The organism is Zestomonas carbonaria, assembly GCF_904061905.1.
Lineage (GTDB): Bacteria > Pseudomonadota > Gammaproteobacteria > Pseudomonadales > Pseudomonadaceae > Aquipseudomonas > Aquipseudomonas carbonaria.
Genome location: NZ_CAJFCI010000040.1, coordinates 1 through 23,774 on the forward strand (window position 1 = coordinate 1; position 23,774 = coordinate 23,774).

The window sequence follows — 23,774 nt, forward strand, 5'->3', positions numbered from 1 at the left end:
CCCCAACCCTCTCCCGGAGGGAGAGGGGACTGATCGGCGTTGCGGGAGAGCACGGAGCCCGATGGTACGCACGGATACTCCTCTCTCCCATCGGGAGAGAGGTTGTCCGGTGTTGTGGTGGGCTCATGGGGCAAGACCGGCTCCGTAGACTCCCCTCTCCCTCCGGGAGAGGGGCCGGGGGTGAGGGGCGGAGTGTCAGACAGCCCCGATACTCCATTCCCCCCAAGCAGCCCCGACTTCTCGTCCAGCCCTCCAGCCTCAAGCGCTCTTGATCGGCTTTTTTCAATGACTCAGCTTGAGGCCGAGCAATCCCGTGACGATCAACGCCACACTGGCCAACCGAATCAGCGCCATCGATTCACCGAACAGGATGATCCCTGCGATCACCGTGCCGACCGCGCCGACGCCGGTCCATATCGCGTAGGCGGTTCCCAGCGGCAGGTCCTTCATGGCCAGGCCGAGCAGGCCGAGGCTGATCGCCATCGCTGCAACGGTCAGAGCGGTAGGGAGGGGGCGGGTGAAGCCGTCGGTGTATTTCAGGCCGACGGCCCAGCCGACTTCGAACAGGCCGGCGAAGAACAGAATGATCCAGGACATGATGACCTCCAGTGACTACCGGGGTCGTCCCCTGAATCCGCAAGCGAGCCGGGGTCGTCCCCGGCTGCCGGCCATTCTGGCAAATGTTGACCGCAAGGGCAAATTCATGACCTGTAACGGTGCATCGCTTAGATACCCTGCGGGATTTCCTCGCCGCCGAGCGCTTCGAACAGCGCCGGGAGGAATTCGCTGAAGGTCAGCATCATCAGGGTGAAGCTGGCGTCCTGTTGGGCCAGCGCATCGTCGCCGCCGTCCTGCTCGGCCTGTTCGGTGAGCAGGTCTTCGAAGCGCAGGCGCTTGATGATCAGCTTGTCGTCGAGCACGAAGGACAGCTTGTCCTGCCAGGCCAGCGACAACTGGGTGACCAGCTTGCCGGTGGAGAGGTGCAACTGGATTTCCTCGCTGGTCAGGTCCTGGCGCTTGCAGCGCACCACGCCGCCGTCCTCGTGGGTGTCGCGCAGTTCGCATTCGTCGAGCACGGTGAAGTCTGGCGCGGCCTGCTGGGTCTTGACCCAGTCGGTGAGGGTGGCGCTGGGGGCGATCTTCACCGACAGCGGACGCACCGGCAGCGAGCCGATGGCCTCGCGCAGGGTCGACAGCAGATCCTCGGCGCGCCGGGCGCTGGCGCTGTTGACCAGGATCAGGCCGAGCTTCGGCGCGATGGCGGCGACGGTCTGCGAGCGGCGGATGAAGGCGCGTGGCAGGAAGGCCTGGACGATCTCGTCCTTGAGCTGGTCGCGCTCCTTCTTATAGACCTTGCGCATCTGCGCGGCCTCGATTTCCTCGACCTTGTCCTTCAGCGCGTCCTTGACCACGCTGCCGGGCAGGATGCGTTCTTCCTTGCGGGCGGCGATCAGCAGGAAGTCCTGGCTGACGTGCACCAGCGGCGCATCCTCGCCCTTGCCGAAGGGCGCGACGAAGCCGTAGGTGGTCAGTTCCTGGCTGGCGCAGGGGCGGGCGAGTTTGGTGGCCAGCGCAGCCTCCAGGGCCTCGGCATCGAAAGACGTATCCTGGGTGAGGCGATAGACGAGCAGGTTGCGGAACCACATGGCGGGCGAATCTCCAAACGACGCAAAAGCGCGCATTATTCTCCTCGTGGCCGCATAGGCCAACCCTGAGCTAACTCTTTGGTGTATCTGAAGAAATTTATTCCAAAAAGGACTTGCCAGGGTTTGGGGCGCTCCGTAGAATGCGCGCCACACCGAGAGAGCGGGTGGTTAGCTCAGCCGGGAGAGCATCTGCCTTACAAGCAGAGGGTCGGCGGTTCGATCCCGTCACCACCCACCAATTCTCGGGGTAACGCGCAGCGGTAGTTCAGTCGGTTAGAATACCGGCCTGTCACGCCGGGGGTCGCGGGTTCGAGTCCCGTCCGCTGCGCCATTTTCCCTCCTTGCTTCACCTCGCAATATCCTCCTCTTCGTTTCCAAATACCTGAACCTATTCGGATTTTCCTGCTCATATCCTCGTAGCCAGTGATCGCGACGGCCTGATAAGCTCGCATCTTCACTCGATAGCGCTCGCCTGGGCGCACGGACAAGGAAACAGCATGAGACAGCATCGTTTGGCGGCCGCGGTAGCGCTGGTCGGCCTGGTTCTCGCCGGCTGCGACAAGCAAGCCGCCGTGGAGCTGAAAACCCCGGCACAGAAGGCCTCCTACGGCATCGGTCTGAACATGGGCAAGAGCCTGGCCCAGGAAGGCATGGACGATCTCGACTCCAAGGCCGTGGCCCAGGGTATCGAGGACGCCCTCGGCAAGAAGGAGCAAAAGCTCAAGGATGAAGAGCTGGTCGAAGCCTTCGCCTTCCTGCAGAAGCGTGCCGAAGAGCGCATGGCCAAGCTGAACGAGGAAAGCGCCGCCGCCGGCAAGAAGTTCCTCGAGGAAAACGGCAAGCGCGATGGCGTGACCACCACCGCCTCCGGCCTGCAGTATGAAGTGGTGACGAAGGCCGGCGGCGCCCAGCCGAAGCCCACCGACGTGGTGACCGTCCACTACGAGGGCCGCCTCACCGACGGCCAGGTGTTCGACAGCTCCATCGAGCGCGGCAGCCCGATCGACCTGCCGGTCAGCGGCGTGATCCCGGGTTGGGTCGAAGGCCTGCAACTGATGCATGTGGGTGAGAAGTACAAGTTCTACATCCCGAGCGAACTGGCCTACGGCGAGCAGAGCCCGAGCCCGGCGATCCCGGCCAATTCGGTGCTGGTGTTCGACGTCGAGTTGATCGGTATCAAGGACACGGCCCAGCAGCCGGACCCGCAGCAGTAAGCAACTCCCCGGTACAGGACAGCGCCCCGTTTCGACGGGGCGTTGTCGTTTCTGGCAGGCGAACCCGATTGCGACCCGGCAGTCTGATCAGGAAGGATGTCGGTGCGTCGGGTGTTACGGTTATGCACATTGTGCGAGCGTTTCTCATCTCGCCCGGCGTGGAACCTTCATGATTGCTGGATAAGCTTATAACCGGTTGATTTTGTTTGGATTTTTCATCTGAATAAAATTTATCCGATCTGTCTGGGAGCCGCATGGGACGGGGCTTTGCTCGACTCATTCAGGATTTGTCTACAAGGTTATCCACAGCTTCGGTGGATAACCCGAGCAGGCCCTTTAGGGTGCGGATTGGCGAGACACGACGATGAAAACACCGTGGAACCTCAAGCGTTACCTGGCGTTGGCGCAGCGTTTTCTAGGCAATGGTCGGCTGCCTTTCCTGCTGGCTGCCGTCACTCGAAAGAGTGCCCGCCAGGGTTGGCGACTGTCCGCCGTGAAGGACGATCTGCGCCTGCTGCAAGCGCTCTGCGGCGCCTGGTGGCGCGGCGAGTACCGGGCGATCAGCCGCCAGGCGCTGGTTTCGGCCGTCGCCGCGTTGCTGTATTTCCTCTCGCCGCTGGACCTGATACCCGATCTTTTGTTGGGGGTGGGCTTGCTCGATGACTTCGCGGTGCTGGCCTGGGTGATGAGGACCTGGCGGCAGGAGCTGGAAGCGTTTCGCGTCTGGCGGGATGCGCAGTCGGCGGACAGGCAGGCGGAGTTGCTGCGCATTCCCGAGTCGGGCGAGGAGAGCGGCGAGGCTCCCTGATGGCCTGTTAAGATTCGGCCCAGAGACTGGAGAAGGATCAATTGATGAACGTGCAAGTGATCATGCGCGACGGCGAAGCCGGGTATGCCGTGCTGGCGTGGGCCGATTACCAGGCCCTGCTGCGTGCTGCCGGTCGCGAAGTGCCCGCCGCGCCTGGCGCCGAGCCCGTCGGGAACGGCCGGCCGATCCTGGCCCGGCTTGGCGAACTGCGTGAAGGCAAGGGCTTCACCCAGGAACAACTGGCCCGCGCGGTGGGCATCAGTCCGCACTATTTGGCTATGATCGAAAAAGGAGAGCGTCAACCGGATGCGGCGATAGGGTCTGTTGCCGTTTCGGCACGGCCGCGACGGAGCCTGTTTTTGCGCGAGGCTAGGCGCGAGACGCGAAGTTTGGTCGTTCCAAATGAGCCGTCGAGCAACGACGCATCGCGCAAAAACAGGCCCGTCCCTTCGGGTTGCGCGGCAAATGGCGCCATGCGTCGTTGCGGGACTTGGCAAGGGGGATACCATTCCCTGCGTCCCGCGCCTAACCTGGCGCCATTTGGCGCGGCAACGCGGTTCGCGACGAAACGGCAACAGACCCTAGCACGGAATCTTGGAGTAGATGGCTGGGGAGACGAGATGTGAGCATACGTATCAGCCGCCAGCAGTGGGAGGCGTTGCTTCACGAGCTCGAAGAGGCACGCCGGCAACGTCACCTGTTGACCTATCGCGCCCTGATCGAGCGCTTGGAACTACCCACCCCCGCGATGCAGACGCTTGCCGCGGCGCTGGAGCACCTGGCTGCGCTGGACGCCCGCGCCGAGCGGCCGTTGCGCAGCGCCCTGGTGATCAGCCAGGGAGCGAGCCGCCTGCCGCGCCCGGGTTTCTTCGAGAGCGTCGTGCGCCTGGGGCGTTTTTCCGGACCTTCCGACGGCGTGGCGGCGGCTTCCTGGCACGCTGCCGAAGTGGTGCGGGTGTTCGAGTTCGATTACCCCGAGGAGGTCTGAATGTGGCACTGGCGACTGCGGGCGCGCGTGAGTTATGCCGTGGCGCGCAGGCTGTTCCGCTGGCGCTGGCTGGTCCGCCAGCCGCGTGCCTGGCAGTGGATGCAGGGGCAGTTCGCACGCATGGCGGCGTTGGGAGATCGCTCCGCGCAAAGCTTCTACGGCCATCTGCTGGTGTTTCGCGGCGAGGGTTTCGGCGCGCGGGAGGAGGGCATCCGCCTGCTGCGCCTCGCGGCCTCGGCGGGGGACGGCAAGGCCGCCTATCAACTGGGACTGTTGAGCCTGGCCGGCGATAGCCGGCGGCCGCCGGATGGCCTGGAGGCCGCGCGCTGGTGGGGCAAGGCCGCCGAGGCCGGGCATCCGCTGGCGGCTCGCCGCCTGGCCGAGCTGTACCAGACCGGCGGTCACGGCCTGGCGCCCGACTCCGTGCAGGCCGATCGCTACGCAACACGCGCTGCCGAGCTGGGGCTGTAGATTCCTGGGCAGGGAGGGCTTCAGCCCACCAATCGAAATCGAACCCTTCTTTGGCGGGCTGAAGCCCACCCTCTGCCCACCTGTGTATCAGGCCGCGGGGACTCCGCGTGTGTCGATGACGTGCAGGCTGTAGCCCGGCATGTTCTTGGCGTAGCGCTTGGCCTCCGAGGCCAGGCTGGCCAGTTGGCCGGCATCCAGTTGCGCGCAGCTCTCCGGATGCAGGTGCACCACCCCGAGGGACAGCGAGAGTAGCGGATATTCCTGGCGCCTGCCCTGGCGGTCATGGGCGACGATGCAGCCGGTCTCGAGGTGTTCGGCGTTGTAGAAGCGCCGGCACTGTCCCTGGAAATCCTCCAGCAGCAGGTTGAGGCGCTGGCGCCAGTCCGCCGAGCCGAGCACCAGCAGGAAATCGTCGCCGCCGATATGGCCGACGAAGTCGCGCGCCGGGTCGATCCGTTCGCTCAGGCATTGCGCCAGGCAGAGCAGCACTTCATCGCCCCTGGCATAGCCGTACAGGTCGTTGAAGGGCTTGAAGCTGTCCACGTCGACGTAGCAGATCACCGCCTGGCGCCGCTGTTGCAGCAGGCGGGCCAGGCATTGCTGGATCGGCACGTTGCCGGGCAGCAGGGTCAGCGGGTTGGCGTGACGGGCCTGCTGCACCTTGAGTTCGGTGATCAGCTTGAGCACGTCGATGACCCGCCCCAGGCCCAGGTAGCGGCCGTGCCGGGTGATGATGAAATCTTCCTCGATGCGTTGCCGGGCGCGGCTGGTGAGCAGGCGGCTGGCGCGCTGCAGGGGCTGGTCGACCTCGATGGCGAGGAAGTCCGTGCTCATCAGCCGGCTGATCGGCTTGCGTGCCAGGAGGTCGGTGGCGAAGGGCTTCAGCAGCGCTTCGGACAGCGAGTGGCGGTGGATGATGCCGACCGGATGCTGCCGTTCGTCCAGCACCGCCAGGGAGTTCAGGTTGGCTTGCAGGCGGAAGGCTTCCAGCACCTCGGCGACCGGGCGGTCCTGCCGCACGGCGGGTTGTTCGTTGAGCAGCGCGGCGAGGTCGCTGCCTTCCTCGGCGAGTCCCGGGGTGTTCGGCTGCATTCTGGGCAGCAGGCTGCTGGCGTCGCGCACCGGGTGTTCCTGGGGGCGGCTGATCAGGTAACCCTGGACCAGGTCCACGCCCATCTCGGCGAGCACCGCGAGTTCTTCCGGTCGTTCGATACCTTCGGCGATCACCTGGGCGCGCGAGGCCTTGGCCATCTTGCGGATGGAGTCGACGAACTCGCGCTTGACCGCGTCCTGGTGGATGCCGTCGATGAAGTGGCGGTCGATCTTGACGAAGTCCGGGCGCAGTTCCGACCACAGGCGCAGGCTCGAATATCCGGCGCCGAGATCGTCGAGGGCGATGGAAAAGCCCATGGCGCGGTAGTGGTGCAGGGCGTTGTCGAGCAGGTCGAAGTCTTCCGTGGGGGATTGCTCGGTCAGCTCGATCACCACCTGGCCGGGTGGAATGCCGAATTTCTGCAACAACTGCAGGGTACGCCCGGGCTGGTGGCCGGGTTCGAGCAGCGATTCCGGCGAAACATTGAGGAACAGGCGGCCTTCGAGGCGCTGTTCGCTGAAGCGGCGGCAGGCGCTGGTCCGGCAGGCCATCTCCAGCTCGCTGAGGCGGCCGGCATGACGGGCGACGCCGAACAGGCTGATGGGGGAGTGCAGCGGGCTGTTTGATGGCCCGCGGGTCAGGGCCTCGAAGCCGATGATGCGTTGCTCGGCGAGCGACACTATGGGCTGGAACAGGCTGTGCAGGTCGCCGTGAGCGAGGATCGAGTCCAGTGCGCTCAACTGCTCGGTGACGGTCATGGCAGCTCTCTGTCGGAAAGAAAAAGGCCGGTCTTTCGACCGGCCTTGCATTTCACGACAGCCAGATGACGATCTGATGTCAGTGTTTGGCCATCGCCGAGCTGAGACCCAAGTAATCGAGCATGATCTGCCCGGTTTCCACCAGGTAGGCGTCTTCTTCCGGCTTCAGCTTCTCATCCTCGACCGGCAGGGCGTCCTCGTCTTCCTTCTTGAGCTCCTTGAGCTGTTCCTCGCCCTTGGCCTTGCGCCGGGCGTTCTCCAAGGCCAGTTGCTTGGCTTCGATCTCAGCCTGCTGGGCGCGGCGCTTGGCCTCGTTGAGGCTGACGGTGGTCTCGTTCATCAGCTTCTGGCTCAGGGCCAGGCGGTTGCGGGTGAACACGAAGTCCGGGTTGTCGGCGACGCGGCTGTCGTGGCGAGCCTTCAGTTCGGCCAGGAAGGGCTTGAACGGGTTGCTCTCCGGCGTGACGACCGGACGGATGCTGTCCCAGGGCATGGCTTCGGGCAGGGCGCTCTCGCCGATTTCCTTGGTGTCGACCACCGCCGGGTACTCGATGTCGGGAATCACCCCCTGGTGCTGGGTGCTCTGGCCCGAAACGCGGTAGAACTTGGCCAGGGTCAGCTTCAGCTCGCCATGGTTGAGCGGCTGGATGGTCTGCACCGTGCCCTTGCCGAAGGTCTGGCCGCCGAGAACCAGGGCGCGGTGGTAGTCCTGCATGGCGCCGGCGAAGATTTCCGAGGCGGAAGCCGACAGGCGGTTGACCAGCACGGCCAGCGGGCCTTTGTAGTAGGCGCCGTTGCTCTCGTCGGCGAGCACGTCGACGCGGCCGTCGCTGTTGCGCACCAGCACGGTCGGGCCCTGGCCGATGAACAGGCCGGTCAGCTCGGTGGCTTCCTGCAGGGAGCCGCCGCCGTTGTTGCGCAGGTCGATGACGATGCCGTCGACCTTGTCCTTCTGCAACTCGCCGATCAGGCGTTTGACGTCGCGGGTGGTGCTCTTGTAGTTCGGGTCGCCGGAGCGGAAGGCCTTGAAGTCCAGGTAGAAGGCCGGGATCTCGATCACCCCTAGGGTGAAGGTCTGGCCTTCGTGGTCGAGCTTGAGCACCGATTTCTTCGCCGCCTGCTCTTCCAGCTTGACCGCTTCGCGGGTGATGGCCACCACCTTGCTGGTCTGGTCGTTGGGCGCGTTGCTGGCCGGGATCACTTCCAGGCGCACCATCGAGCCTTTGGGGCCGCGAATCAGCTTGACCACTTCGTCCAGGCGCCAGCCGATCACGTCGACCATCTCGCCGTTGCCCTGGGCCACGCCGATGATCTTGTCGGCCGGGGCGAGCTGCTTGCTCTTCTCTGCGGGCCCGGCGGGTACCAGGCGGACGATCTTCACGTAGTCGTTGTCGTTCTGGAGCACCGCGCCGATGCCTTCCAGCGACAGGCTCATGTTGATGTCGAAGTTTTCCGCGCTTTCCGGGGACAGGTAGTTGGTATGTGGGTCGTAGGACTGCGCGAAGGCGTTGATGTAGGTCTGGAAGATGTCCTCGCCGCGCGTCTGGCCCAGGCGCGAAAGCTGGTTCTTGTAGCGCTTGGTCAGTTGTTCCTGGATCGCCTTGTCGTCCTTGCCGGCGATCTTCAGGCGCAGCACCTCGTCCTTCAGGCGCTTGCGCCACAGGTCGTCGAGCTCTGCCGGGCTCTTGGCCCAGGCGGCTTTCTCCCTGTCGGTCTCCAGGGTTTCGTCCTGGCTGAAGTCGATCTTGTCGACGCCCTTGTCCAGTTCGGCCAGGACGAAGTCGAGACGCTGCTTGAAGCGGTCGAGATGGCGCTTGTAGATAGTGAAACCGGGTTCCAGGTCGCCGCTCTTCAGCAGATCGTCGAACTTGGTCTTCCAGCGGTCGAACTCGGCGATGTCCGCCGCGGTGAAATAGCTGCGCGCCGGATCGAGCATCTTCAGGTAGCCGTCGTAGATGATCGCCGAGCGGGCGTCGTTCAGCGGCGGTTTGCTGTAATGATGGCGCTTGAGCAACTCCACCACGTTGAGGCTGGCGATCACCTGCTCGCGGTCGGGCTGAAGGCTGTCCCACGGATTGCCGGCTTTGCTGCTGGCCAGGGCCGGCAGGGCGCTGAGGCCGAGGACGAGAGCTAGGGTGGTGCAGGGGAGGAAGCGCTTCATGCTGCTGGTTCGACGTGGTGACAGTTGATAAAGCATATTAGGCCGTCTTTGCGTGCGGCGGTTCAATGGGAGCCCGTCGCGTAATGAAAAAGCCCGGCCTTTGGCCGGACCCGTGAAATCACTATGGAGGCAGCATGAAGGCATTGCAAGGCGTCGAGGGGCGCGTGGAATGGGGTGAGTGGCCATCTCCGGTCTGCGATGTCGGCCAGGTACGCATCAAGGTGGCGGCCGCCGGGCTCAATCGGGCGGACCTGCTGCAACGGGCGGGACTGTATCCGCCGCCGCCGGGGGCCAGCGAGATCCTTGGCCTGGAGTGCTCCGGGGTGATCAGCGAGGTCGGCGCCGGCAGCCCCTGGCGGGTCGGCGACCGGGTCTGCACCCTGCTGGCCGGCGGCGGCATGGCCGAGGAGGTGGTGGTCGACGCGCGGCACGTGCTGCCGGTGCCGGAGGGCCTGAGCCTGCAGGAAGCGGCGGCGCTGCCGGAAGTGTACGCCACCGCCTGGCTCAACCTGTTCCGCCTGGCCGCGCTGAAGCCGGGCGAGAAGGTGTTGCTGCACGCCGGCGCCAGTGGCGTGGGCTCGGCGGCGATCCAGTTGTGCAGGGCATTCGGCAATCCCTGCTGGGTCAGCGTCGGCTCGGCCGAGCGGCTGGCCTACTGCGAGGCGTTGGGGGCGCAGGGCGGGGCGATTCGTGGCGAGGACCTGGAAGGGTTGCGCGACTTCGGGCCGTTCGACGTGATCCTCGACCCCGTCGGCGGCAACTACGCGGCGCTCAACCTGGAACTGCTGGCGCGCGACGGCCGCTGGGTGAACATCGGCCTGATGGGCGGACGCAAGGCGGAGCTGGACATGGGCCTGCTGCTCGGCAAGCGCCTGCAACTGATCGGCTCGACCCTGCGCTCCCGCGACGATGCGTTCAAGGCCGACTTGCTCGACGACCTGCGCCAGCAGGTGTGGCCGCTGTTCGCCGAAGGCCGCCTGTTGCCGCAACTGGAGCGCGGCTTTCCGGTCGAGGACGCCGAAGCGGCATTCGCCGAGCTGGCCGGTAACACGGTGGCGGGCAAGCTGGTGCTGGTGATCGACCCGGCGCTGGCGTGATCCGGCCTCGTAGGGGGCACTGCTTGCCGGGAGCCTTGGTGCTGCCCTCGGGGCGGTGCGCGCGGCGCACCCTGCGATTGCCACGTTCCCTGTAGGAGCGGCCCATGGCCGCGAATCGCGGGCATGGCCCGCTCCTACCGCATTCGGGGTGTGTGGCCTAGCGCCACTCCAGGATCGGCCAGCCGGCCTCTTCGGCGTGCCGGCGCAGTTGCGGGTCGGGATTGACCGCGTGAGGGCGGTCGACCAGGCGCAGGAGGGGCAGGTCGTTGTGGGAGTCGGAGTAGAAGCTGGCGCCGTCCAGGCTTTCCCCTTGCCCTTCCAGCCAGGCGCGCAAGCGGGTGATCTTGCCTTCGCGGTAGGTCAGCACGCCGAGGGTGTCGCCGCTGAAGCTACCGTGCCGTTCATCGAGCTCGATGGCCAGCACTTCGTCGATGCCCAGCCGCCCGGCGATGGCGCTGACCAGGAAGCGGGCGGAGGCGGAGATCACCAGGACGCGGTCGCCGGCGGCGCGATGGGCCGCGACACGGCGCATGGCGTCGCTGTGGATAAGCGGCTCGATGACGTCTTCGACGAACGGCCCCACTTCGTACTCGACTTCCTCGGCGGTGCGTCCGACCAACGGTGTCAGGGTGAAGGCCATGTAGTCCTCCATGGCCAGCTTGCCTTCGGCGTAGAGCTCCATCAGCTCGCTTTCGCGGGCCAGGAACGATTCGCCGTCGGCCCATTGCAGGTTGGCCATGTGCCGGCACCAGAGGCTGGCGCAGTCGCCGTCGATCAGGGTGTCGTCGAGATCGAAGATTGCCAGGGGCATGGAAGTTTTCCTTGGGATGCTCGTAGGGTGGAAAACCGCGAAGCGTTTTCCACCAGCGGATTCAGGGCAGGTCGTGGCTGGCGAAGAACGCCGTCAGCACCTTCACCAGGTGCGCCAGGTCCTGGCTGCCGGCCAGTTCGCGGATCGAGTGCATGGCGAAGGTCGGCAGGCCGATGTCGACGGTGCGTACACCGAGCTGGCTGGCGGTGATCGGCCCGATGGTCGAGCCGCAGCCCATGTCGCTGCGCACCACGAAGCTCTGCACCGGCACTTCGTTCTCCAGGCACAGGTGGCGGAAGAAGCCGGCGGTCTCGCTGTTGGTGGCGTAGCGCTGGTTGTTGTTGATCTTGATCACCGGGCCGGCGTTGAGTTTCGGGCCGTGGTTGCCGTCGTGCTTGTCGGCGTAGTTGGGATGCACGCCGTGGGCGTTGTCGGCGGAGACCAGCAGGGATTTCTGGATGATTCGCGTGAAGCCGGCCTCGCCTTCCGGCAGCAGGCGGCGCAGTACCTGCTCCAGGAACGGACCGTCGGCGCCGCAGGCCGAGCAGGAGCCGACTTCCTCGTGGTCGGTGCAGACCAGTACGCAGCTTTCATCGCCCTCGGCGGCGAGCAGCGCCTGCAGGCCGGCATAGCAGGACAGCAGATTGTCCAGCCGCGCCCCGGCGATGAAGTCGCCGGTGAGGCCGACCAGCGCCGCGTCCTGGGTGTCGTAGAAGCTCAGCTCGTAGTCCAGCACCGCGTCGGCGTTGAAGCCGTGTTCGCGGGTCAGTTGCTCGGCGAGCAGGGCGCGGAAGTCGTAGGGCTCCTGGCCGGGGACCTGGGCGAGGATCGGCGGCAGCTCGTTCTGCGCATTGATCGGCCAGCCCTGGTTGGCCTCGCGGTTGAGGTGAATGGCCAAGTTGGGGATCACCGCGATGGGTTGCTGGAAGTCGATCAACTGGCTCTGCACCTTGCCGCTCTCGCGGAAGGTGACGCGCCCGGCCAGCGACAGGTCGCGGTCGAACCAGGGGGCCAGCAGCGCGCCGCCATAGACTTCCACACCCAGTTGCAGGAAGCCATGGCGTTGCAGTTCGGGATTCGGCTTGACCCGCAGGCAGGGGCTGTCGGTGTGCGCGCCGACCAGGCGCAGGCCGCCTTCCAGGGCCGGGCGCTTGCCGAGGCGCATGGCGATCAGCGAGGAGTCGTTGCGGGTGACGTAGTAGCGGCCGCCGGCTTCGGGTTGCCAGGCCTCGCGTTCGTCGAGGCGCTGGTAACCGGCCGCTTCGAGGCGCTGGGCCAGGCTGGCGGTGGCGTGGAAGGGGGTGGGCGAGGCCTTCAGGAAGTCGATAAGGCCTTGGTTCAGATCGGCGGGCATACGGGACTCCAAGCAGCAATGGCCGGAGTTTACCGCATTGGCTGGTGCTTCAGCCCGTGTCGGGCCACTACTGCGAACAGGTGCCAGTGTTTCTGGCTGCCGACGGCCGTTTTGCCCTGCCATTCGTGCTCTTCGAACTGGAGCAGTTCCCAGCCCTGGAAGAGCTGTTCGACGTCGCCACGGGTGTGGATGGTCAGGTCGCGGTCGCGCCATTCGTCCCGGTCGCCGAAGAAGTGCCCGGCGAACAGCCCGCCCTGGCTCAGGGACCGGCCGATGCGCTGCCAGAGCCCCTCGAAGGCGTGGGGCGGGCAGAAGGGCAGGGCGAAGCTGCTGTTGATCAGTTGCGCGGTGGGTAGATGGATGTCTTCGAAGCGCGCGCAGACCGTCAGCAGGCGTTGCTCATCCTGGCCGGGCACCAGCGCGGACAGGGCCTCCAGCCCGGCCTGGGCGGAATCGACGGCCTGCACCCGCCAGCCCTGGCGCAGCAGTTCGAGGGTGTCGCGCCCCGCGCCGCAGCCTAGGTCGAGGGCCAGTCCGGGGGCGCCGCTCCAGCATTGCAGGGCGTGCAGCAGTGTCGGGTGGGCGGGAGCTCCGCGGGTGACTGCGTAGAAATCGGGCCTGTCCATGGCGGTGATCCGTTCAGAAAGGTGCTGGGCACTCGAAACGCAAGCGTTCGCCGCTCTGCGGATGGGTGAAGGCCAGCATGCTGGCGTGCAGGCACAGCCGGTCGTGGGCGGCGAGGGCTTCGGGGTGGGCGTAGAGGCGGTCGCCGAGCAGCGGGTGGCCGATCGACAGCATGTGTACGCGCAACTGGTGCGAACGGCCGGTGATCGGCGTCAGCTCGACGCGACTGTAGTGGCCGCAGCGCTCCAGCACGCGCCAGAAGGTCTGCGCGTGGCGGCCGTGTTCGTGGCAGACCACGTGGCGCGGCTTGGTCGGCGGGTCGTAGCGCAGCGGCAGTTCGATGCGCCCGCTGTCCGCTTCCGGCTCGCCCCAGCACAGCGCGGTGTAGGCCTTCTCGGTCTCGCGGTCGTGAAACTGGCGCGACAGCTCGCGATGGCTGTCGGCGTCGCGGGCCAGCAGGATCAGGCCGGAGGTTTCCCAGTCCAGGCGGTGGACGATGCGTGCCTCGGGGAAGCCGTTTTCCTGCAGGCGGGTGATCAGGCAGTCCTTGTTGTCGTCGGCGCGACCGGGCACCGAGAGCAGCAGGGTGGGCTTGTCGACCACCAGGATGGCGTCGTCCGCGTGGAGGATTTCGATATTGGAGAGCGGCATGCGGGTTCCACAAATGAAAACGGCGGCCTGGGCCGCCGCTTCGCTCATGCCGGGATCAACGATCCGGCAGGGTGACGTTGAGTTCGAGGATCGAACAGCTTCCCTGGTTTTCCAGGGCGACCTGTACCTGGTCGATGTCGATGTTGACGTACTTGCGGATCACCTCGACCAGCTCCTTCTGCAGGTCGGGCAGGTAGTCCGGCTTGCTGCGTTGGCCGCGCTCGTGAGCGACGATGATCTGCAGACGCTCTTTCGCGACCGAAGCGGAGGATTGCTTCTTGCGTTCACGAAAGAAGTCAAAAATATTCATTCACGACCTCCGAACAGGCGTTGCAAGAGTCCTTTCTTCTGCACATCGAGGAAGCGATGTGCCACTTCCTTGCCGAGAAGACGGTCGACGGCATCGCTGTACGCCTGGCCGGCGTCGCTTTGTTCGTCGAGGATCACCGGTACACCCTGGTTCGAGGCCTTGAGCACCGCCTGGGATTCCGGAATCACGCCGACCAGGCGGATGGCGAGGATTTCCTCGACGTCTTCCACGCCGAGCATTTCACCCTTGCTGACTCGCTCTGGATTGTAGCGGGTCAGCAGGAGATGTTCCTTGATCGGTTCTTCGCCGTTCTCGGCGCGCCGCGACTTGCTGGCCAGCAGGCCGAGCATGCGGTCGGAGTCGCGTACCGAGGAGACTTCCGGGTTGGTGACCACGATCGCCTCGTCGGCGAAGTACATGGCCAGGTGGGCGCCTTTCTCGATGCCCGCCGGCGAGTCGCAGACGATGTATTCGAAGTTCTCGCGCAGCTCGTTCATGACCTTTTCCACGCCTTCCGGGGTCAGCGCGTCCTTGTCACGGGTCTGGCTGGCTGCGAGGACGTAGAGGTTTTCCAGGCGTTTGTCCTTGATCAGGGCCTGGGTGAGGGTCGCTTCGCCGTTGATGACGTTGACGAAGTCGTACACCACGCGGCGTTCGCAGCCCATGATCAGGTCGAGGTTACGCAGACCGACGTCGAAGTCGACGATGACGGTCTTGTGCCCGCGCAGGGCGAGTCCGGTGCCGAGTGCGGCGCTGGTGGTGGTCTTGCCCACGCCACCCTTGCCGGAAGTGACTACGAGGATCTTGGCCAAGGTGATTCACCCCTATTGGAAGGATTTCTGGTCCTTGAAAATGTGCGGCAGTATCCGTTAAAGCCGGGTGATCTTCAACACGTCACCCGACAGGCTGACATGCACTGCGTCGCCCCAGGCCGGGTCGCGCCGAAGGTCCTCGGCGACCTTGTACTTGCCGGCGATGGAGAGCATCTCGGCGCCCATCTGCTGGCAGAAGATGCGTGCCTTGACGTTGCCCTTGACCCCGGCAAGGGCGCGCCCGCGCATCGGGCCGTACACATGGATGTTGCCATCGGCGAGAAGTTCCGCACCGGCGCTGACTGGCGCCAGCACCACCAGGTCGCCGCCCGCCGCGTAGACCTGCATGCCGCCGCGCACTGGCGAGGTGATCACCTTGGTTGGCTTGATTTCCGGCTCCGCCGGTTTTTCCGCCTTGCGCCGCGCCTCGGCGCTTTCCGCCGGCTCGATCAGCCGTTCGCGCGCTCCGGAAGAGGGCAGCACGGCGAGGTCCTGGGCGGCGGCCAGGGCGATGTGCGCCTCGCGCTCGGAGCGGATGGCCATGATGCGCAGGCCGTGGCGCTTGCAGACGGCCTGCAGCTTGGCGAGATCGAGTTCTCCGCTGTCTTCCGGCAGTTTGTCGAGGGCCAGCACCAGCGGGACGTTGCTGAAGAAGTTGGGGGCTTCGGCCACCTTCGCCTGCAATTGCGAGTCGAGGCGGGCGAGGTCGTTGTGGGTGAGTTCCAGCACGGTGATGGCGAGCATGCTGCCCTTGAGCTGGAACACGGGGGATTGGTCGAGTAGGTCGGCTTGGCTCATTGTGCCTGAGGGGCCTGTGGTGAGGTCTGGAGTAGCGGGGACTTATAGCGAGAACCGGCATGGGGCCGCAAGCCGCGCTCGGCGTGTAGAATGCCCGGCCGTGTCCTTTGTCCGGAAGCTCCGATGGATCGTCCGCGTTTTCGTGCCTATTTCCTGCATCCGCGTTTCTGGCCGTTGTGGCTGGGGATCGGTCTGCTCTGGCTGGTCGCCCAGTTGCCCTATCCCGCGTTGCTGCGGATGGGCCGGGTGCTCGGCGCCCTGATGTACAGCCTGGCGGTGTCGCGCCGGCAGATCGCAGCGCGCAACCTGGAGCTGTGCTTTCCCGAATTGCCGAAGGCGGAGCGCAAGCGCCTGCTCAAGGAGAACTTCGCCTCCACCGGCATCGCCTTCTTCGAGATGGCGATCAGTTGGTGGTGGCCGAAGAAGCGCCTGCGCAAGCTGGCCCATATCGAGGGGCTGGAGCACCTCAAGCGGGCCCAGGCCGAAGAGCAGGGGGTGATCCTCATGGCCGTGCACTTCACCACCCTGGAGATCGGCGCGGCGTTGCTCGGCCAGCAGCACACCATCGACGGCATGTACCGCGAGCACGACAACCCCGTATTCGATTATTTGCAGCGCAATGGCCGCGAACGCCACAACCTGGACGCCACGGCGGTGGAACGCGAGGACGTGCGCGGCATGCTCAAGCTGCTGCGTGCCGGCCGCGCCATCTGGTACGCGCCGGACCAGGACTACGGCCGCAAGCAGAGCCTGTTCGTGCCGCTGTTCGGCATCCAGGCGGCGACGGTGACCGCCACCACCAAGTTCGCCCGCCTGGGCCGCGCACTGGTGCTGCCGTTCACCCAGATGCGCCTGGCCGACGGCTCGGGCTATCGCCTGGTGGTCCACCCGCCGCTGGAGGATTTCCCTGGCGAGAGCGAAGAGGCGGATTGCCTGCGCATCAACCAGTGGGTGGAAAGCGTCATCCGCGAATGCCCCGAGCAGTACCTGTGGGCGCACCGGCGCTTCAAGACGCGTCCCGAGGGGGAGCCGAAGCTTTATCGCAAGCGAGGAGCCTGACGCAGGGGTTGCGCGGTGCATCCCAAGCGCAGGAGCGCGCCATGCGCGCGATTCGCGGCCATGGGCCGCTCCTGCGGCGGTGTGGTGAACAACGACAGGGAGGACTGACATGCAGTACAGCGGCCCCTCGATCCCGCCGGTGACCGGCCTGATCCTCTCCGGCGGCGGAGCGCGGGCGGCTTATCAGGTCGGCGTGCTGGCGGCGATCGCCGAACTGTTGCCGGATGCCGGGCACAATCCGTTTCCGGTGATCGTCGGCACCTCGGCCGGCGCGGTGAACGCCGTGGGCCTGGCCTGCGGGGCGTTGCACTTTCGCGATGCGATCCTGCGCCTGACCGATGTCTGGCGCGCCTTCCACACCGGCCACATCTATCGCAGCGACTGGTCCGGCGTGGTGCGCCAGGCCGGGCGCTTCGTCGGCCGGAACCTGCTGGGGTTCTCCGGGCAGTCGCCGGCGGCGCTGCTGGACAACGCGCCGCTGCGCGAACTGCTCTCCCGCGAACTGGACTTCTCGGGCATCGCCGCGGCGGTGCGCCAGCGGCGCCTGCGCGCGGTGGCGGTGACCGCGTTCGGCTACGAGTCCGGCCAGGCGGTGACCTTCTACCAGGGGAGGGCGACCGTCGATCCCTGGTTCCGGCATCGCCGGGTGGGCGTGCCGACGCGCCTGAACGTGGAGCACCTGATGGCCAGCGCGTCGATCCCGATGCTCTTCCCGCCGGTCAAGGTCAACCGCGAGTACTTCGGCGACGGCGCGGTGCGTCAGTCGGCGCCGATCAGCCCGGCGCTGCACCTGGGCGCCAACCGGGTGCTGGTGGTCGGGGTCAGCGGCAATCTCCAGAACGGCGATGCGAACGCCAGCGTGCCGCGACCGCGCAGCGTTCGGCCGCCGAGCCTGGCGCAGATCGGTGGGCACATGCTCAACAGCACGTTCATCGACAGCCTGGAAACCGATATCGAGACGCTCGAACGCATCAACCTGCTCAGCCGCCTGTTGCCGGATGACGCCCGCTCGCGCCTGGGCGTGCGGCCGGTGGAGGTGCTGACGATCTCCCCCAGCCAGCCGCTGGACCAGATCGCCGCCCGCTATCGCGAAGAGCTGCCCCGCGCCTTGCGGCCATTCCTCTACGGACCGGGCGCGACCCGTTCCGGCGGCTCGGCGGTGCTCAGCTACCTGCTGTTCGAGCCGGGTTACTGCAATGCGCTGATCGAGCTGGGTTTCCAGGACGCCATGGCCCAGCGGGAGGCGCTGGCGCGTTTCCTGGCGGCGGAGCGGCCGTAGCGGCGCGAAGCCGCCACGGCGCTGGCCTTCACTTGTTCACGGTGAAGGTGGTGGTGCTGACGTAGCGGCTCTTCGCATAGGGCTTGTCGCCTTCCTTGCCGCTGCCCTCGACGCCGTGGCTGGTCTCGATCACGTACTGGCCGGCCCATGGCGTCGGCACCTGTACCTGGCCCTTGGCGTCGGTGCGCAGGGTCTTGCTCCATTTCGGCGGGCCGAACACCACCACTTCCGTCTCGCCCAGCGGCTTGCCTTCGAAGAGCAGGGTGAAGGTGTCGCCACCGGTCTGGGTCGGCACCAGTTCCAGGGGGCTGGCGCCTTGGGTTTCCTGGCGGCCGGACTTGGCGTTGAACAGCACGCGGGTGTCGTTGCGGACGAAGACCTGTTCCAGGCGCACATCGGCATCGCCCTGGCTGGCGAAGGCGAAGTGATCGTCGTGGCGAGTGGCTTCCAGGGGCTTGCCGTTCTGGGTGACCTTGGCCGAGGCGAGGATCTTCAGCGGGCCTTCCTGGGTTTCCCGGAGGTCGTCGGCCCATTCGCCGAAATAGGCCTGTGTGGCGCCATCCTGGCCGCGTTCGAGCCAGGCGAAGTGGGCGTGGGCCAGGCCGGAGAAGCTGAGCAGGGCGATGGTCAGGGCGGATGTACGTAGCATGGGCATTACCTCTTGAGGGGTGGATCGGAGTCGTCGAGGGCGAATTCGAGGGCGCGGAGGGTTGCCGGCAGCATGGCCGAGCCGTGGTTTTCGTCCTGGTAGATGCGCAACTGGCTGGACAGGCCCCGGGAGTGCAGGGGGGCGAGGTCGGCGGCCAGTTCGCGGGCGTTGTCGATCATGCGGCGGGTGCCGATCATGCGCAGGCGCGGGTTGTCGTCGGCCGCGCCGGTGGGTTGCGCCGAGGGCTGCTCCAGGCCGCCGACGCTGAGCAGCAGGCGCGCCTGTACCGGCTGCTCCGCCAGGCGGGCGGCGAACTGCCGTCGTTCGGCGAGGATCTGCCGGTGGTTCCACCAGATCGACGGGCTGGAGGCGACGTAGGTCTGGAAAGCCTGCGGCCGGTTGAACAGCACGTGCAGGGTGAACAGGCCGCCGTAGGAGTGGCCGAACAGCGTCTGCCTGTGGCGATCCACCGGGTATTCGGCCTCGATCAGTGGCTTGAGCTCGTCCTCGATGAACGCCAGGAAGCGTCCGGCGCCGCCCTGTTTGCGGGCGCGCAGGTCGCCGGTGTCGCTGAGGTCGTCGGCCGGCGGGGTGTAGTCCTCGGCGCGCGCCTGTTCGTCGAGCAGGCCGTCGATCGGATAGCCGATGCCGACGATCAGCGCCGGCGAGATGCCGGTGACCTCGGCGCGCTTCTCCTGGCCTCGGGCCGCCAGCGCCAGGGCCGGGAACATGGCGTTGCCGTCGAGCACGTAGATCACCGGATAGCCGTCGGCGGGCGGCTCGACGGTCGGCGTGGACAGATAGATGCGGTAGCTGCGGCCGGTATGCCGCGAGGCCAGTTCGCGTTGCTGGCCGTGCGGGAGCACGGCCGGGCTCCAGGGCGTTCCGGTTTCGGCCGGGGCCGGTAGGGAAGCCAGGCCGAGCAGGGCGCAAAGCAGGTAGATCCGGGGATTCATTGGCGTCCTTACCAGTGGTATTTGAGGGAGGCGGTGACGTTGCGGCCGGAGCCGTAGAAGCAACTGGCGACCGTGCTGCAGTTGGCCACGTAGAGCTCGTCGGTGAGGTTGCTGGCGTTCAGCGCCACTTCCGTGCCCTGGATGCCGAGGCGTTCCAGGTCGTAGCGAACGGAAGCGTCGAACAGGGTGTAGCCACGGATGTGGTAGAGGTTCTCGGGATCGCCGTAGGTGCCGCCGGTGTAGCGGGCGCCGGCGCCGATGCTGAGCCCGGCCAGCGGACCGCCCTGGAAGCGGTAGTCGGCCCACAGCGAGGCCATGTGGCGGGGTACCTGGGCCAGGCGCTTGCCCTTGTCGGCGCCGGTGCTCTTGGTGACTTCCGCATCGAGGTAGGTGTAGCCGCCGCTCAGGCTCAGGCCGTCGGTCAGCGAGGCCTTGCCTTCCAGCTCCACGCCACGGATGCGGCTTTCCCCGCTCTGCCGCTGGCACAGGGACGGCAGGCAGGTGTTGTGGCTAGGGTCGGTGTCGGCCACCGTGATGTTCTGCTGCTCGAGCTGGAACGCCGAGAGGGTGATCAGGCTGTCGCTGCCTTCGGGCTGGAACTTGATCCCCGCCTCGTACTGCTTGCCTTCGGTGGGCTCGAAGGGGCTGCCGTCCCAGGTCTCGCCGACGGCCGGCTCGAACGAGGTGGAGTAGCTGAAGTAGGGCGCCAGGCCGTTGTCGAACAGGTAGGTTGCGCCGACGCGCCAGGTGAAGGCTTCGTCCTTGGTGACGGTGCGCGTGCCGTTCAGGCGGTTCGCCTGGTTGTCGTCGAAGTCGTCGTAGCGCCCGCCGAGGGTGACGCGCCAGTTTTCCCAGGCGATCTGGTCCTGCAGGTAGATGCCGGTCTGCCGGTTGGTGGTGTCGTAGGAGCTTTGCGGCCGCAGGTTGGGCGCGATATCGGCGACGCCGCTGTAGACCGGGTCGAAGATGTCGATGGGGGCGATGTTTGGGTGGTTGGTGCCCGTGCGCAGGTGCTCCCAGTCGACCTTCAGGTAGTCGACGCCGAACAGGGTGGTATGGTCCAGGGCGCCGGTGGCGAAGTCCGCCTGCAGGTGGTTGTCGACGGTGATCGACTTGGCGGTGCCGTCGCCGAGCACCGCACGGCGGCGCAGGGTGTGGCCGTCGGGCTGGGTGTCGCCGAACGACACGGCGCCCTTGTAGAGGGTGTCGACGTAGCTGTAGCGCAGGTTCTGGCGAAACGACAGGGTGTCGTTGATCCGGTGGCCGAGGGCATAGCCGAGCGACCACTGCTCGCGATCGTAGACGTTCCAGTCTGGTTCGCCGAGGAAGGTGTCACGGTCGATGCGCCCGTGGGGCGTGCGCAGGGTGCCGGTCATCGGCAGGAACTGGTAGGTCGAGCCGCCGTCGTCCTTCTGGTACTGGGCGAGGAAGGTGACCTCGGTGTCCTCGCTGGCCAGCCAGGTCAGGCTGGGGGCGATGAAGGTGCGGCTGAGGTCGGTGTGGTCGACCTGGGCGTTGCCGTCGTTGAACGAGCCGACCAGGCGGCCGAGCCACTGGCCCTGCTCGTCGAGGACGCCACCGACGTCCAGCGCCAGCTTGTACTGGTCGTGGCTGCCGGCCTGCAGCAGCGCTTCATTGCGCTGTTCGGCCGTGGGGCGCTTGCTGACCATGTTGATCATGCCGCCGGGGGTGACCTGGCCGTAGAGCACGGCGGCGGGGCCCTTGATCACTTCCACGCGTTCCAGGCCGTAGGTGTCGAACTGGGTGGTGGTCCACTGGCCGCCACGGGGCACGCGCAAGCCGTCGAGATAGCGGCTGTTGCTCCAGCTACCGGCGTCGAAGCCACGGATGCGGATGTCGTCGGCCCGGCTGTCGATGCCGGCGGACTCCGAGCGCACCCCGGCGGTATAGCGCACCGCGTCGTTGAGGTTCTGCACGCCGCGATCGTCCATTTCCTGGCGGGTGACGACCGAGATCGACTGGGGGATTTCCACCAGCGCGGTGTCGGTCTTGCTGCCGGTCAGGCTGCGCCTGGCGACGTAACCGTCGACCGGGCCGACCGGGCTCTCGGCGATCTGCTTGCTTTCCACCAGGGTGGCGCCGAGGCTGAGGGCCGAGCCGTTGTCCGGCACGGCGAGGGTGATGGTGGTGGGGTTGGTGAAGCGGTAGGTGAGGTTGCTGCCGGCGAGCAGGCGTTGCAGGGCCTGTTCGCCGCCCAGCCGGCCGTGTGCGCCCGGCGAGTTCAGGTCGCGGGTCAGGTTCGCATCGAAGAACAACTGGAAGCCGGTGATCTCGGCGAACTCGACCAGCGCCGGCGCCAGCGCCTGGGCGGCGATATCGAACTCGTAGGTCCGGGCCTGCTGCGCGGTAGGCTGCGCCTGCGCCTGGACGCCATGCAGGCTGGCCGTGGCGATGGCCAGGGTGAGCAGGAGTGATCGGCTTCCGCCGTGCAGTGGCCGGTGTGTCATCGACATGGAACGTTTCCTCCCCCAAGGCCCATCGTGATGGACCTGGCACGATTAAATGAGAAATTATCCTATTTGATAATTCGCATCATTAGAGACGGGCGAGGATGGCGTGGAGCATTAGTCGTTGACGGAAATTTTTTGCGTGGCCTGGATGGGCGCGGGAGGTTCGCTGCCCATGGGGCGGATCAGCACCAGCCACTCGGTCAGGCAGGTCAGGCGTACCGGCAGGGCCTGTTCGATGCTGTGCAGGACGGCGTCGGGGTCGTTGGTGTCGAACACGGCGGTCACCGGCTGGCGGGTCAGGTTCTCATCGGTGATCAGGATGTGGCCGGGACGGTAGCGCCCCAGTTCGGCGATCACCTGGCCCAGCGGCACTTCGTTGAATACCAGGCGGTCGCGGCGCCAGGCCAGGGCACTGCGCAGGTCGACGTTTTCCACCTTGCCGAGCCGCCGCTTGGAGAAGCTGACCTGCTGGCCCTCTCTCAGCGTGCTGCTGGCACCTTCGGTGCTGACCCGCACGCGGTGCTGGCTGACCGTGACGGTGGTCCGCTCGTCATCGTGGCGTACCGCGAAGGCGGTCCCCAGCGCCTGGCTGCGCAGCGGGCCAGCGCTGACCACGAAGGGGCGCCCGGGCTCGGCGGCGACCTCGAAGTAGGCTTCGCCGCCATGCAGGATGACCTCGCGGCGGGTCGCCGTGAATTCCACCGACAGCGCGCTGCCGCTGCCCAGCTCGACGCGGCTGCCGTCGGCCAGGGTCAGGCTGCGGCGCTCGCCTGTGGCGCTGCGCTCGTCGGCCCAGAAACCGACGGGCATGAGCAGGTAGCTGGCGGCGGCCAGTGCCAGGCAGGCCACGGCGGCGAGCGGTCGCCAGGACCTGCGGGGCGGGCGCAGGCGGCTGCGGGCGGCCAGGGCCGGAGCGAGCTGGTCCAGTTGGTGCCAGAAGATCCGGGCCTGCTCCCAGGCTTCCCGGTGTGCGGGAGAGGTGGCCAGCCACGCTTCGAAGCGGCTCCGCAGTTCCGGGTCTTCCGGGGCGTCCTGCAGGTATATCAGCCACTCGAAGGCCTGTTCGGACAGCCGTTGTTCCTGCGTGGAGGACGGGGAATGGCGGGGCATGGCTCAGCGTTCCTCCGTCCGTCCGCCGTCGTGGCGGGCGCGTTCCAGGCTGGCCAGTGCCTTGACCATGTGCACCATCACGGTGTTCTTGGCGATGCCCAGGCGTTCGGCGATTTCGGCATAGGAGAGCTCCTCGAACTTGGCGAGGATGAACACTTCGCGGCAGCGCGGTGGTAGAGCGTCGAGCCGACGCAGCAGGTGGGTCAGTTCGCTGCGGTGCAACGCCGTGGCTTCCGGGGTGGGCTGCGGGTCGCTCACCGCTTCCATGGTCGCCTCGCTGGCTTCGACCTCGACGCCGAGGCCAACGTGGCGCTGATGGTCGAGGGCCAGGTTGGAGGCGACGCGGAACAGGTAGGCACGCGGATTGGCGATCCCGGCGGGCTGGCTGGAGGCCAGGCGCAACCAGGTTTCCTGGGCAAGGTCCTCGGCCAGGGCATGGCAGCCCAGGCGGCGGGCGAGGAAGCGGGTCAGCGCGTTACGCTGGTCGGTGAAGGCGCTGAGCAGTTTTTCCTTGTCCTTGAACATCGCTGCCGGCTTCTCTGGAAAAGGCCGCCAATCTAATGGCTTTGAGATTTGTTCTCAACAATTCGAGGTTGGTAGTGTGAGGTGTGTGGGGGGAGTTGTGGTTGTGTGGGGTGTGTCATGGGGTTTGGT

General features: G+C 66.3%; 23 protein-coding genes, 2 tRNA genes and 1 pseudogene. 10 read left to right on the forward strand and 16 right to left on the reverse strand.

Annotated elements, in window-relative coordinates; translation table 11 throughout:
- Nucleotides 1–282: 282 nt before the first annotated feature.
- Together sugE and rdgC are read right to left on the reverse strand one after the other, a co-directional pair.
- Nucleotides 283–597 carry a quaternary ammonium compound efflux SMR transporter SugE gene (gene sugE, locus PSEWESI4_RS10155; protein WP_187671090.1) on the reverse strand — a complete coding sequence of 105 codons (315 nt, stop codon included), beginning with the start codon at nucleotides 595–597 and terminating at the stop codon, nucleotides 283–285.
- A gap of 128 nt (nucleotides 598–725) precedes the next feature.
- Complete coding sequence (gene rdgC, locus PSEWESI4_RS10160; RefSeq protein ID WP_187671091.1) at nucleotides 726–1,646, reverse strand: recombination-associated protein RdgC; 921 nt, start codon at nucleotides 1,644–1,646, stop codon at nucleotides 726–728.
- A gap of 162 nt (nucleotides 1,647–1,808) precedes the next feature.
- Between rdgC and PSEWESI4_RS10165 the strand changes: the two genes are divergently transcribed.
- The 7 genes and pseudogenes from PSEWESI4_RS10165 to PSEWESI4_RS10195 all read left to right on the forward strand — a co-directional run bounded on the left by PSEWESI4_RS10165 (nucleotide 1,809) and on the right by PSEWESI4_RS10195 (nucleotide 5,127).
- A tRNA-Val gene (locus tag PSEWESI4_RS10165) sits at nucleotides 1,809–1,884 on the forward strand.
- Nucleotides 1,885–1,900: 16 nt separating this feature from the next.
- A tRNA-Asp gene (locus PSEWESI4_RS10170) sits at nucleotides 1,901–1,977 on the forward strand.
- A 166-nt stretch (nucleotides 1,978–2,143) separates the two neighbouring features.
- The gene (locus tag PSEWESI4_RS10175; protein ID WP_187671092.1) at nucleotides 2,144–2,860 is read left to right on the forward strand and encodes an FKBP-type peptidyl-prolyl cis-trans isomerase; all 717 of its coding nucleotides are present in this window, start codon (nucleotides 2,144–2,146) and stop codon (nucleotides 2,858–2,860) included.
- A 364-nt stretch (nucleotides 2,861–3,224) separates the two neighbouring features.
- Nucleotides 3,225–3,668 (forward strand): DUF1232 domain-containing protein, encoded by a 444-nt coding sequence (locus PSEWESI4_RS10180; protein ID WP_187671093.1) that lies wholly within the window; start codon nucleotides 3,225–3,227, stop codon nucleotides 3,666–3,668.
- 44 nt (nucleotides 3,669–3,712) lie between these two features.
- Nucleotides 3,713–3,985: pseudogene (locus PSEWESI4_RS10185) on the forward strand (helix-turn-helix domain-containing protein); the annotation flags it as partial.
- 305 nt (nucleotides 3,986–4,290) lie between these two features.
- Nucleotides 4,291–4,656 carry a hypothetical protein gene (locus PSEWESI4_RS10190; RefSeq protein ID WP_187671094.1) on the forward strand — a complete coding sequence of 122 codons (366 nt, stop codon included), beginning with the start codon at nucleotides 4,291–4,293 and terminating at the stop codon, nucleotides 4,654–4,656.
- Nucleotides 4,657–5,127, forward strand: a complete 471-nt coding sequence (locus PSEWESI4_RS10195) for a tetratricopeptide repeat protein (protein WP_187671095.1) — start codon at nucleotides 4,657–4,659, stop codon at nucleotides 5,125–5,127.
- Nucleotides 5,128–5,214: 87 nt separating this feature from the next.
- On the opposite strand, the gene PSEWESI4_RS10200 is transcribed toward PSEWESI4_RS10195, so the two are convergent.
- Entirely contained in the window at nucleotides 5,215–6,978 is a 1,764-nt protein-coding gene (locus PSEWESI4_RS10200) for a bifunctional diguanylate cyclase/phosphodiesterase (protein WP_187671096.1), read from the reverse strand.
- A gap of 79 nt (nucleotides 6,979–7,057) precedes the next feature.
- On the reverse strand, nucleotides 7,058–9,139 hold the full coding sequence (locus tag PSEWESI4_RS10205; RefSeq protein WP_187671097.1) for a carboxy terminal-processing peptidase: 2,082 nt from the start codon (nucleotides 9,137–9,139) through the stop codon (nucleotides 7,058–7,060).
- 134 nt (nucleotides 9,140–9,273) lie between these two features.
- Between PSEWESI4_RS10205 and PSEWESI4_RS10210 the strand changes: the two genes are divergently transcribed.
- Nucleotides 9,274–10,236: an NAD(P)H-quinone oxidoreductase gene (locus PSEWESI4_RS10210; protein ID WP_187671098.1), complete on the forward strand. Its 963-nt coding sequence runs from the start codon at nucleotides 9,274–9,276 to the stop codon at nucleotides 10,234–10,236.
- Nucleotides 10,237–10,393: 157 nt separating this feature from the next.
- Here the strand turns inward: PSEWESI4_RS10210 and PSEWESI4_RS10215 are convergent, their stop codons facing one another.
- The 7 genes from PSEWESI4_RS10215 to minC all read right to left on the reverse strand — a co-directional run bounded on the left by PSEWESI4_RS10215 (nucleotide 10,394) and on the right by minC (nucleotide 15,596).
- Nucleotides 10,394–11,047 (reverse strand): HAD family hydrolase, encoded by a 654-nt coding sequence (locus tag PSEWESI4_RS10215; protein ID WP_187671099.1) that lies wholly within the window; start codon nucleotides 11,045–11,047, stop codon nucleotides 10,394–10,396.
- Nucleotides 11,048–11,108: 61 nt separating this feature from the next.
- The gene (locus PSEWESI4_RS10220; protein ID WP_187671100.1) at nucleotides 11,109–12,401 is read right to left on the reverse strand and encodes a M18 family aminopeptidase; all 1,293 of its coding nucleotides are present in this window, start codon (nucleotides 12,399–12,401) and stop codon (nucleotides 11,109–11,111) included.
- A gap of 29 nt (nucleotides 12,402–12,430) precedes the next feature.
- Nucleotides 12,431–13,027: a class I SAM-dependent methyltransferase gene (locus PSEWESI4_RS10225; RefSeq protein ID WP_187671101.1), complete on the reverse strand. Its 597-nt coding sequence runs from the start codon at nucleotides 13,025–13,027 to the stop codon at nucleotides 12,431–12,433.
- Between the two features lie 13 nt (nucleotides 13,028–13,040).
- Nucleotides 13,041–13,676 carry an RluA family pseudouridine synthase gene (locus tag PSEWESI4_RS10230; RefSeq protein ID WP_187671102.1) on the reverse strand — a complete coding sequence of 212 codons (636 nt, stop codon included), beginning with the start codon at nucleotides 13,674–13,676 and terminating at the stop codon, nucleotides 13,041–13,043.
- A gap of 55 nt (nucleotides 13,677–13,731) precedes the next feature.
- Nucleotides 13,732–13,986 carry a cell division topological specificity factor MinE gene (gene minE, locus PSEWESI4_RS10235; RefSeq protein ID WP_187671103.1) on the reverse strand — a complete coding sequence of 85 codons (255 nt, stop codon included), beginning with the start codon at nucleotides 13,984–13,986 and terminating at the stop codon, nucleotides 13,732–13,734.
- Nucleotides 13,983–14,798, reverse strand: coding sequence for a septum site-determining protein MinD (gene minD, locus PSEWESI4_RS10240; RefSeq protein ID WP_187671104.1), 816 nt, complete (start codon nucleotides 14,796–14,798; stop codon nucleotides 13,983–13,985). The genes minE and minD overlap by 4 nt, the downstream gene beginning before the upstream one ends.
- 57 nt (nucleotides 14,799–14,855) lie before the next feature.
- A complete protein-coding gene (gene minC / locus PSEWESI4_RS10245; RefSeq protein ID WP_187671105.1) occupies nucleotides 14,856–15,596 on the reverse strand; it encodes a septum site-determining protein MinC in 741 nt (246 codons plus the stop codon).
- Between the two features lie 123 nt (nucleotides 15,597–15,719).
- Between minC and PSEWESI4_RS10250 the strand changes: the two genes are divergently transcribed.
- Both PSEWESI4_RS10250 and PSEWESI4_RS10255 read left to right on the forward strand, forming a co-directional pair.
- Nucleotides 15,720–16,655, forward strand: a complete 936-nt coding sequence (locus PSEWESI4_RS10250; RefSeq protein ID WP_187671106.1) for a lipid A biosynthesis lauroyl acyltransferase — start codon at nucleotides 15,720–15,722, stop codon at nucleotides 16,653–16,655.
- Between the two features lie 109 nt (nucleotides 16,656–16,764).
- A complete protein-coding gene (locus PSEWESI4_RS10255; RefSeq protein WP_187671107.1) occupies nucleotides 16,765–17,934 on the forward strand; it encodes a patatin-like phospholipase family protein in 1,170 nt (389 codons plus the stop codon).
- A gap of 28 nt (nucleotides 17,935–17,962) precedes the next feature.
- Here PSEWESI4_RS10255 and PSEWESI4_RS10260 read toward each other — a convergent pair whose 3' ends face one another.
- The 5 genes from PSEWESI4_RS10260 to PSEWESI4_RS10280 all read right to left on the reverse strand — a co-directional run bounded on the left by PSEWESI4_RS10260 (nucleotide 17,963) and on the right by PSEWESI4_RS10280 (nucleotide 23,645).
- Nucleotides 17,963–18,583, reverse strand: coding sequence for a DUF4198 domain-containing protein (locus tag PSEWESI4_RS10260; RefSeq protein WP_210768841.1), 621 nt, complete (start codon nucleotides 18,581–18,583; stop codon nucleotides 17,963–17,965).
- Between the two features lie 5 nt (nucleotides 18,584–18,588).
- Complete coding sequence (locus PSEWESI4_RS10265) at nucleotides 18,589–19,539, reverse strand: alpha/beta hydrolase (protein WP_187671109.1); 951 nt, start codon at nucleotides 19,537–19,539, stop codon at nucleotides 18,589–18,591.
- A gap of 8 nt (nucleotides 19,540–19,547) precedes the next feature.
- Nucleotides 19,548–22,013: a TonB-dependent siderophore receptor gene (locus PSEWESI4_RS10270; RefSeq protein WP_210768842.1), complete on the reverse strand. Its 2,466-nt coding sequence runs from the start codon at nucleotides 22,011–22,013 to the stop codon at nucleotides 19,548–19,550.
- Nucleotides 22,014–22,124: 111 nt separating this feature from the next.
- Entirely contained in the window at nucleotides 22,125–23,120 is a 996-nt protein-coding gene (locus PSEWESI4_RS10275; protein ID WP_187671110.1) for a FecR family protein, read from the reverse strand.
- 3 nt (nucleotides 23,121–23,123) lie between these two features.
- On the reverse strand, nucleotides 23,124–23,645 hold the full coding sequence (locus PSEWESI4_RS10280) for an RNA polymerase sigma factor (protein WP_187671111.1): 522 nt from the start codon (nucleotides 23,643–23,645) through the stop codon (nucleotides 23,124–23,126).
- Nucleotides 23,646–23,774: the final 129 nt, after the last annotated feature.

Bases quoted from the DNA above. Each gene is read 5' to 3' on its own strand.
- PSEWESI4_RS10230 (WP_187671102.1), bottom strand. From the start codon at position 13,676: ATGCCGCTCTCCAATATCGAAATCCTCCACGCGGACGACGCCATCCTG.
- PSEWESI4_RS10180 (WP_187671093.1), top strand. From the start codon at position 3,225: ATGAAAACACCGTGGAACCTCAAGCGTTACCTGGCGTTGGCGCAGCGT.
- PSEWESI4_RS10270 (WP_210768842.1), bottom strand. From the start codon at position 22,013: ATGTCGATGACACACCGGCCACTGCACGGCGGAAGCCGATCACTCCTG.
- minC (WP_187671105.1), bottom strand. From the start codon at position 15,596: ATGAGCCAAGCCGACCTACTCGACCAATCCCCCGTGTTCCAGCTCAAG.
- PSEWESI4_RS10210 (WP_187671098.1), top strand. From the start codon at position 9,274: ATGAAGGCATTGCAAGGCGTCGAGGGGCGCGTGGAATGGGGTGAGTGG.
- PSEWESI4_RS10280 (WP_187671111.1), bottom strand. From the start codon at position 23,645: ATGTTCAAGGACAAGGAAAAACTGCTCAGCGCCTTCACCGACCAGCGT.
- PSEWESI4_RS10265 (WP_187671109.1), bottom strand. From the start codon at position 19,539: ATGAATCCCCGGATCTACCTGCTTTGCGCCCTGCTCGGCCTGGCTTCC.
- PSEWESI4_RS10260 (WP_210768841.1), bottom strand. From the start codon at position 18,583: ATGCTACGTACATCCGCCCTGACCATCGCCCTGCTCAGCTTCTCCGGC.
- rdgC (WP_187671091.1), bottom strand. From the start codon at position 1,646: ATGTGGTTCCGCAACCTGCTCGTCTATCGCCTCACCCAGGATACGTCT.
- minE (WP_187671103.1), bottom strand. From the start codon at position 13,986: ATGAATATTTTTGACTTCTTTCGTGAACGCAAGAAGCAATCCTCCGCT.
- PSEWESI4_RS10195 (WP_187671095.1), top strand. From the start codon at position 4,657: ATGTGGCACTGGCGACTGCGGGCGCGCGTGAGTTATGCCGTGGCGCGC.
- PSEWESI4_RS10175 (WP_187671092.1), top strand. From the start codon at position 2,144: ATGAGACAGCATCGTTTGGCGGCCGCGGTAGCGCTGGTCGGCCTGGTT.
- PSEWESI4_RS10205 (WP_187671097.1), bottom strand. From the start codon at position 9,139: ATGAAGCGCTTCCTCCCCTGCACCACCCTAGCTCTCGTCCTCGGCCTC.
- PSEWESI4_RS10255 (WP_187671107.1), top strand. From the start codon at position 16,765: ATGCAGTACAGCGGCCCCTCGATCCCGCCGGTGACCGGCCTGATCCTC.
- sugE (WP_187671090.1), bottom strand. From the start codon at position 597: ATGTCCTGGATCATTCTGTTCTTCGCCGGCCTGTTCGAAGTCGGCTGG.
- PSEWESI4_RS10225 (WP_187671101.1), bottom strand. From the start codon at position 13,027: ATGGACAGGCCCGATTTCTACGCAGTCACCCGCGGAGCTCCCGCCCAC.
- PSEWESI4_RS10200 (WP_187671096.1), bottom strand. From the start codon at position 6,978: ATGACCGTCACCGAGCAGTTGAGCGCACTGGACTCGATCCTCGCTCAC.
- PSEWESI4_RS10275 (WP_187671110.1), bottom strand. From the start codon at position 23,120: ATGCCCCGCCATTCCCCGTCCTCCACGCAGGAACAACGGCTGTCCGAA.
- PSEWESI4_RS10250 (WP_187671106.1), top strand. From the start codon at position 15,720: ATGGATCGTCCGCGTTTTCGTGCCTATTTCCTGCATCCGCGTTTCTGG.
- PSEWESI4_RS10220 (WP_187671100.1), bottom strand. From the start codon at position 12,401: ATGCCCGCCGATCTGAACCAAGGCCTTATCGACTTCCTGAAGGCCTCG.
- PSEWESI4_RS10215 (WP_187671099.1), bottom strand. From the start codon at position 11,047: ATGCCCCTGGCAATCTTCGATCTCGACGACACCCTGATCGACGGCGAC.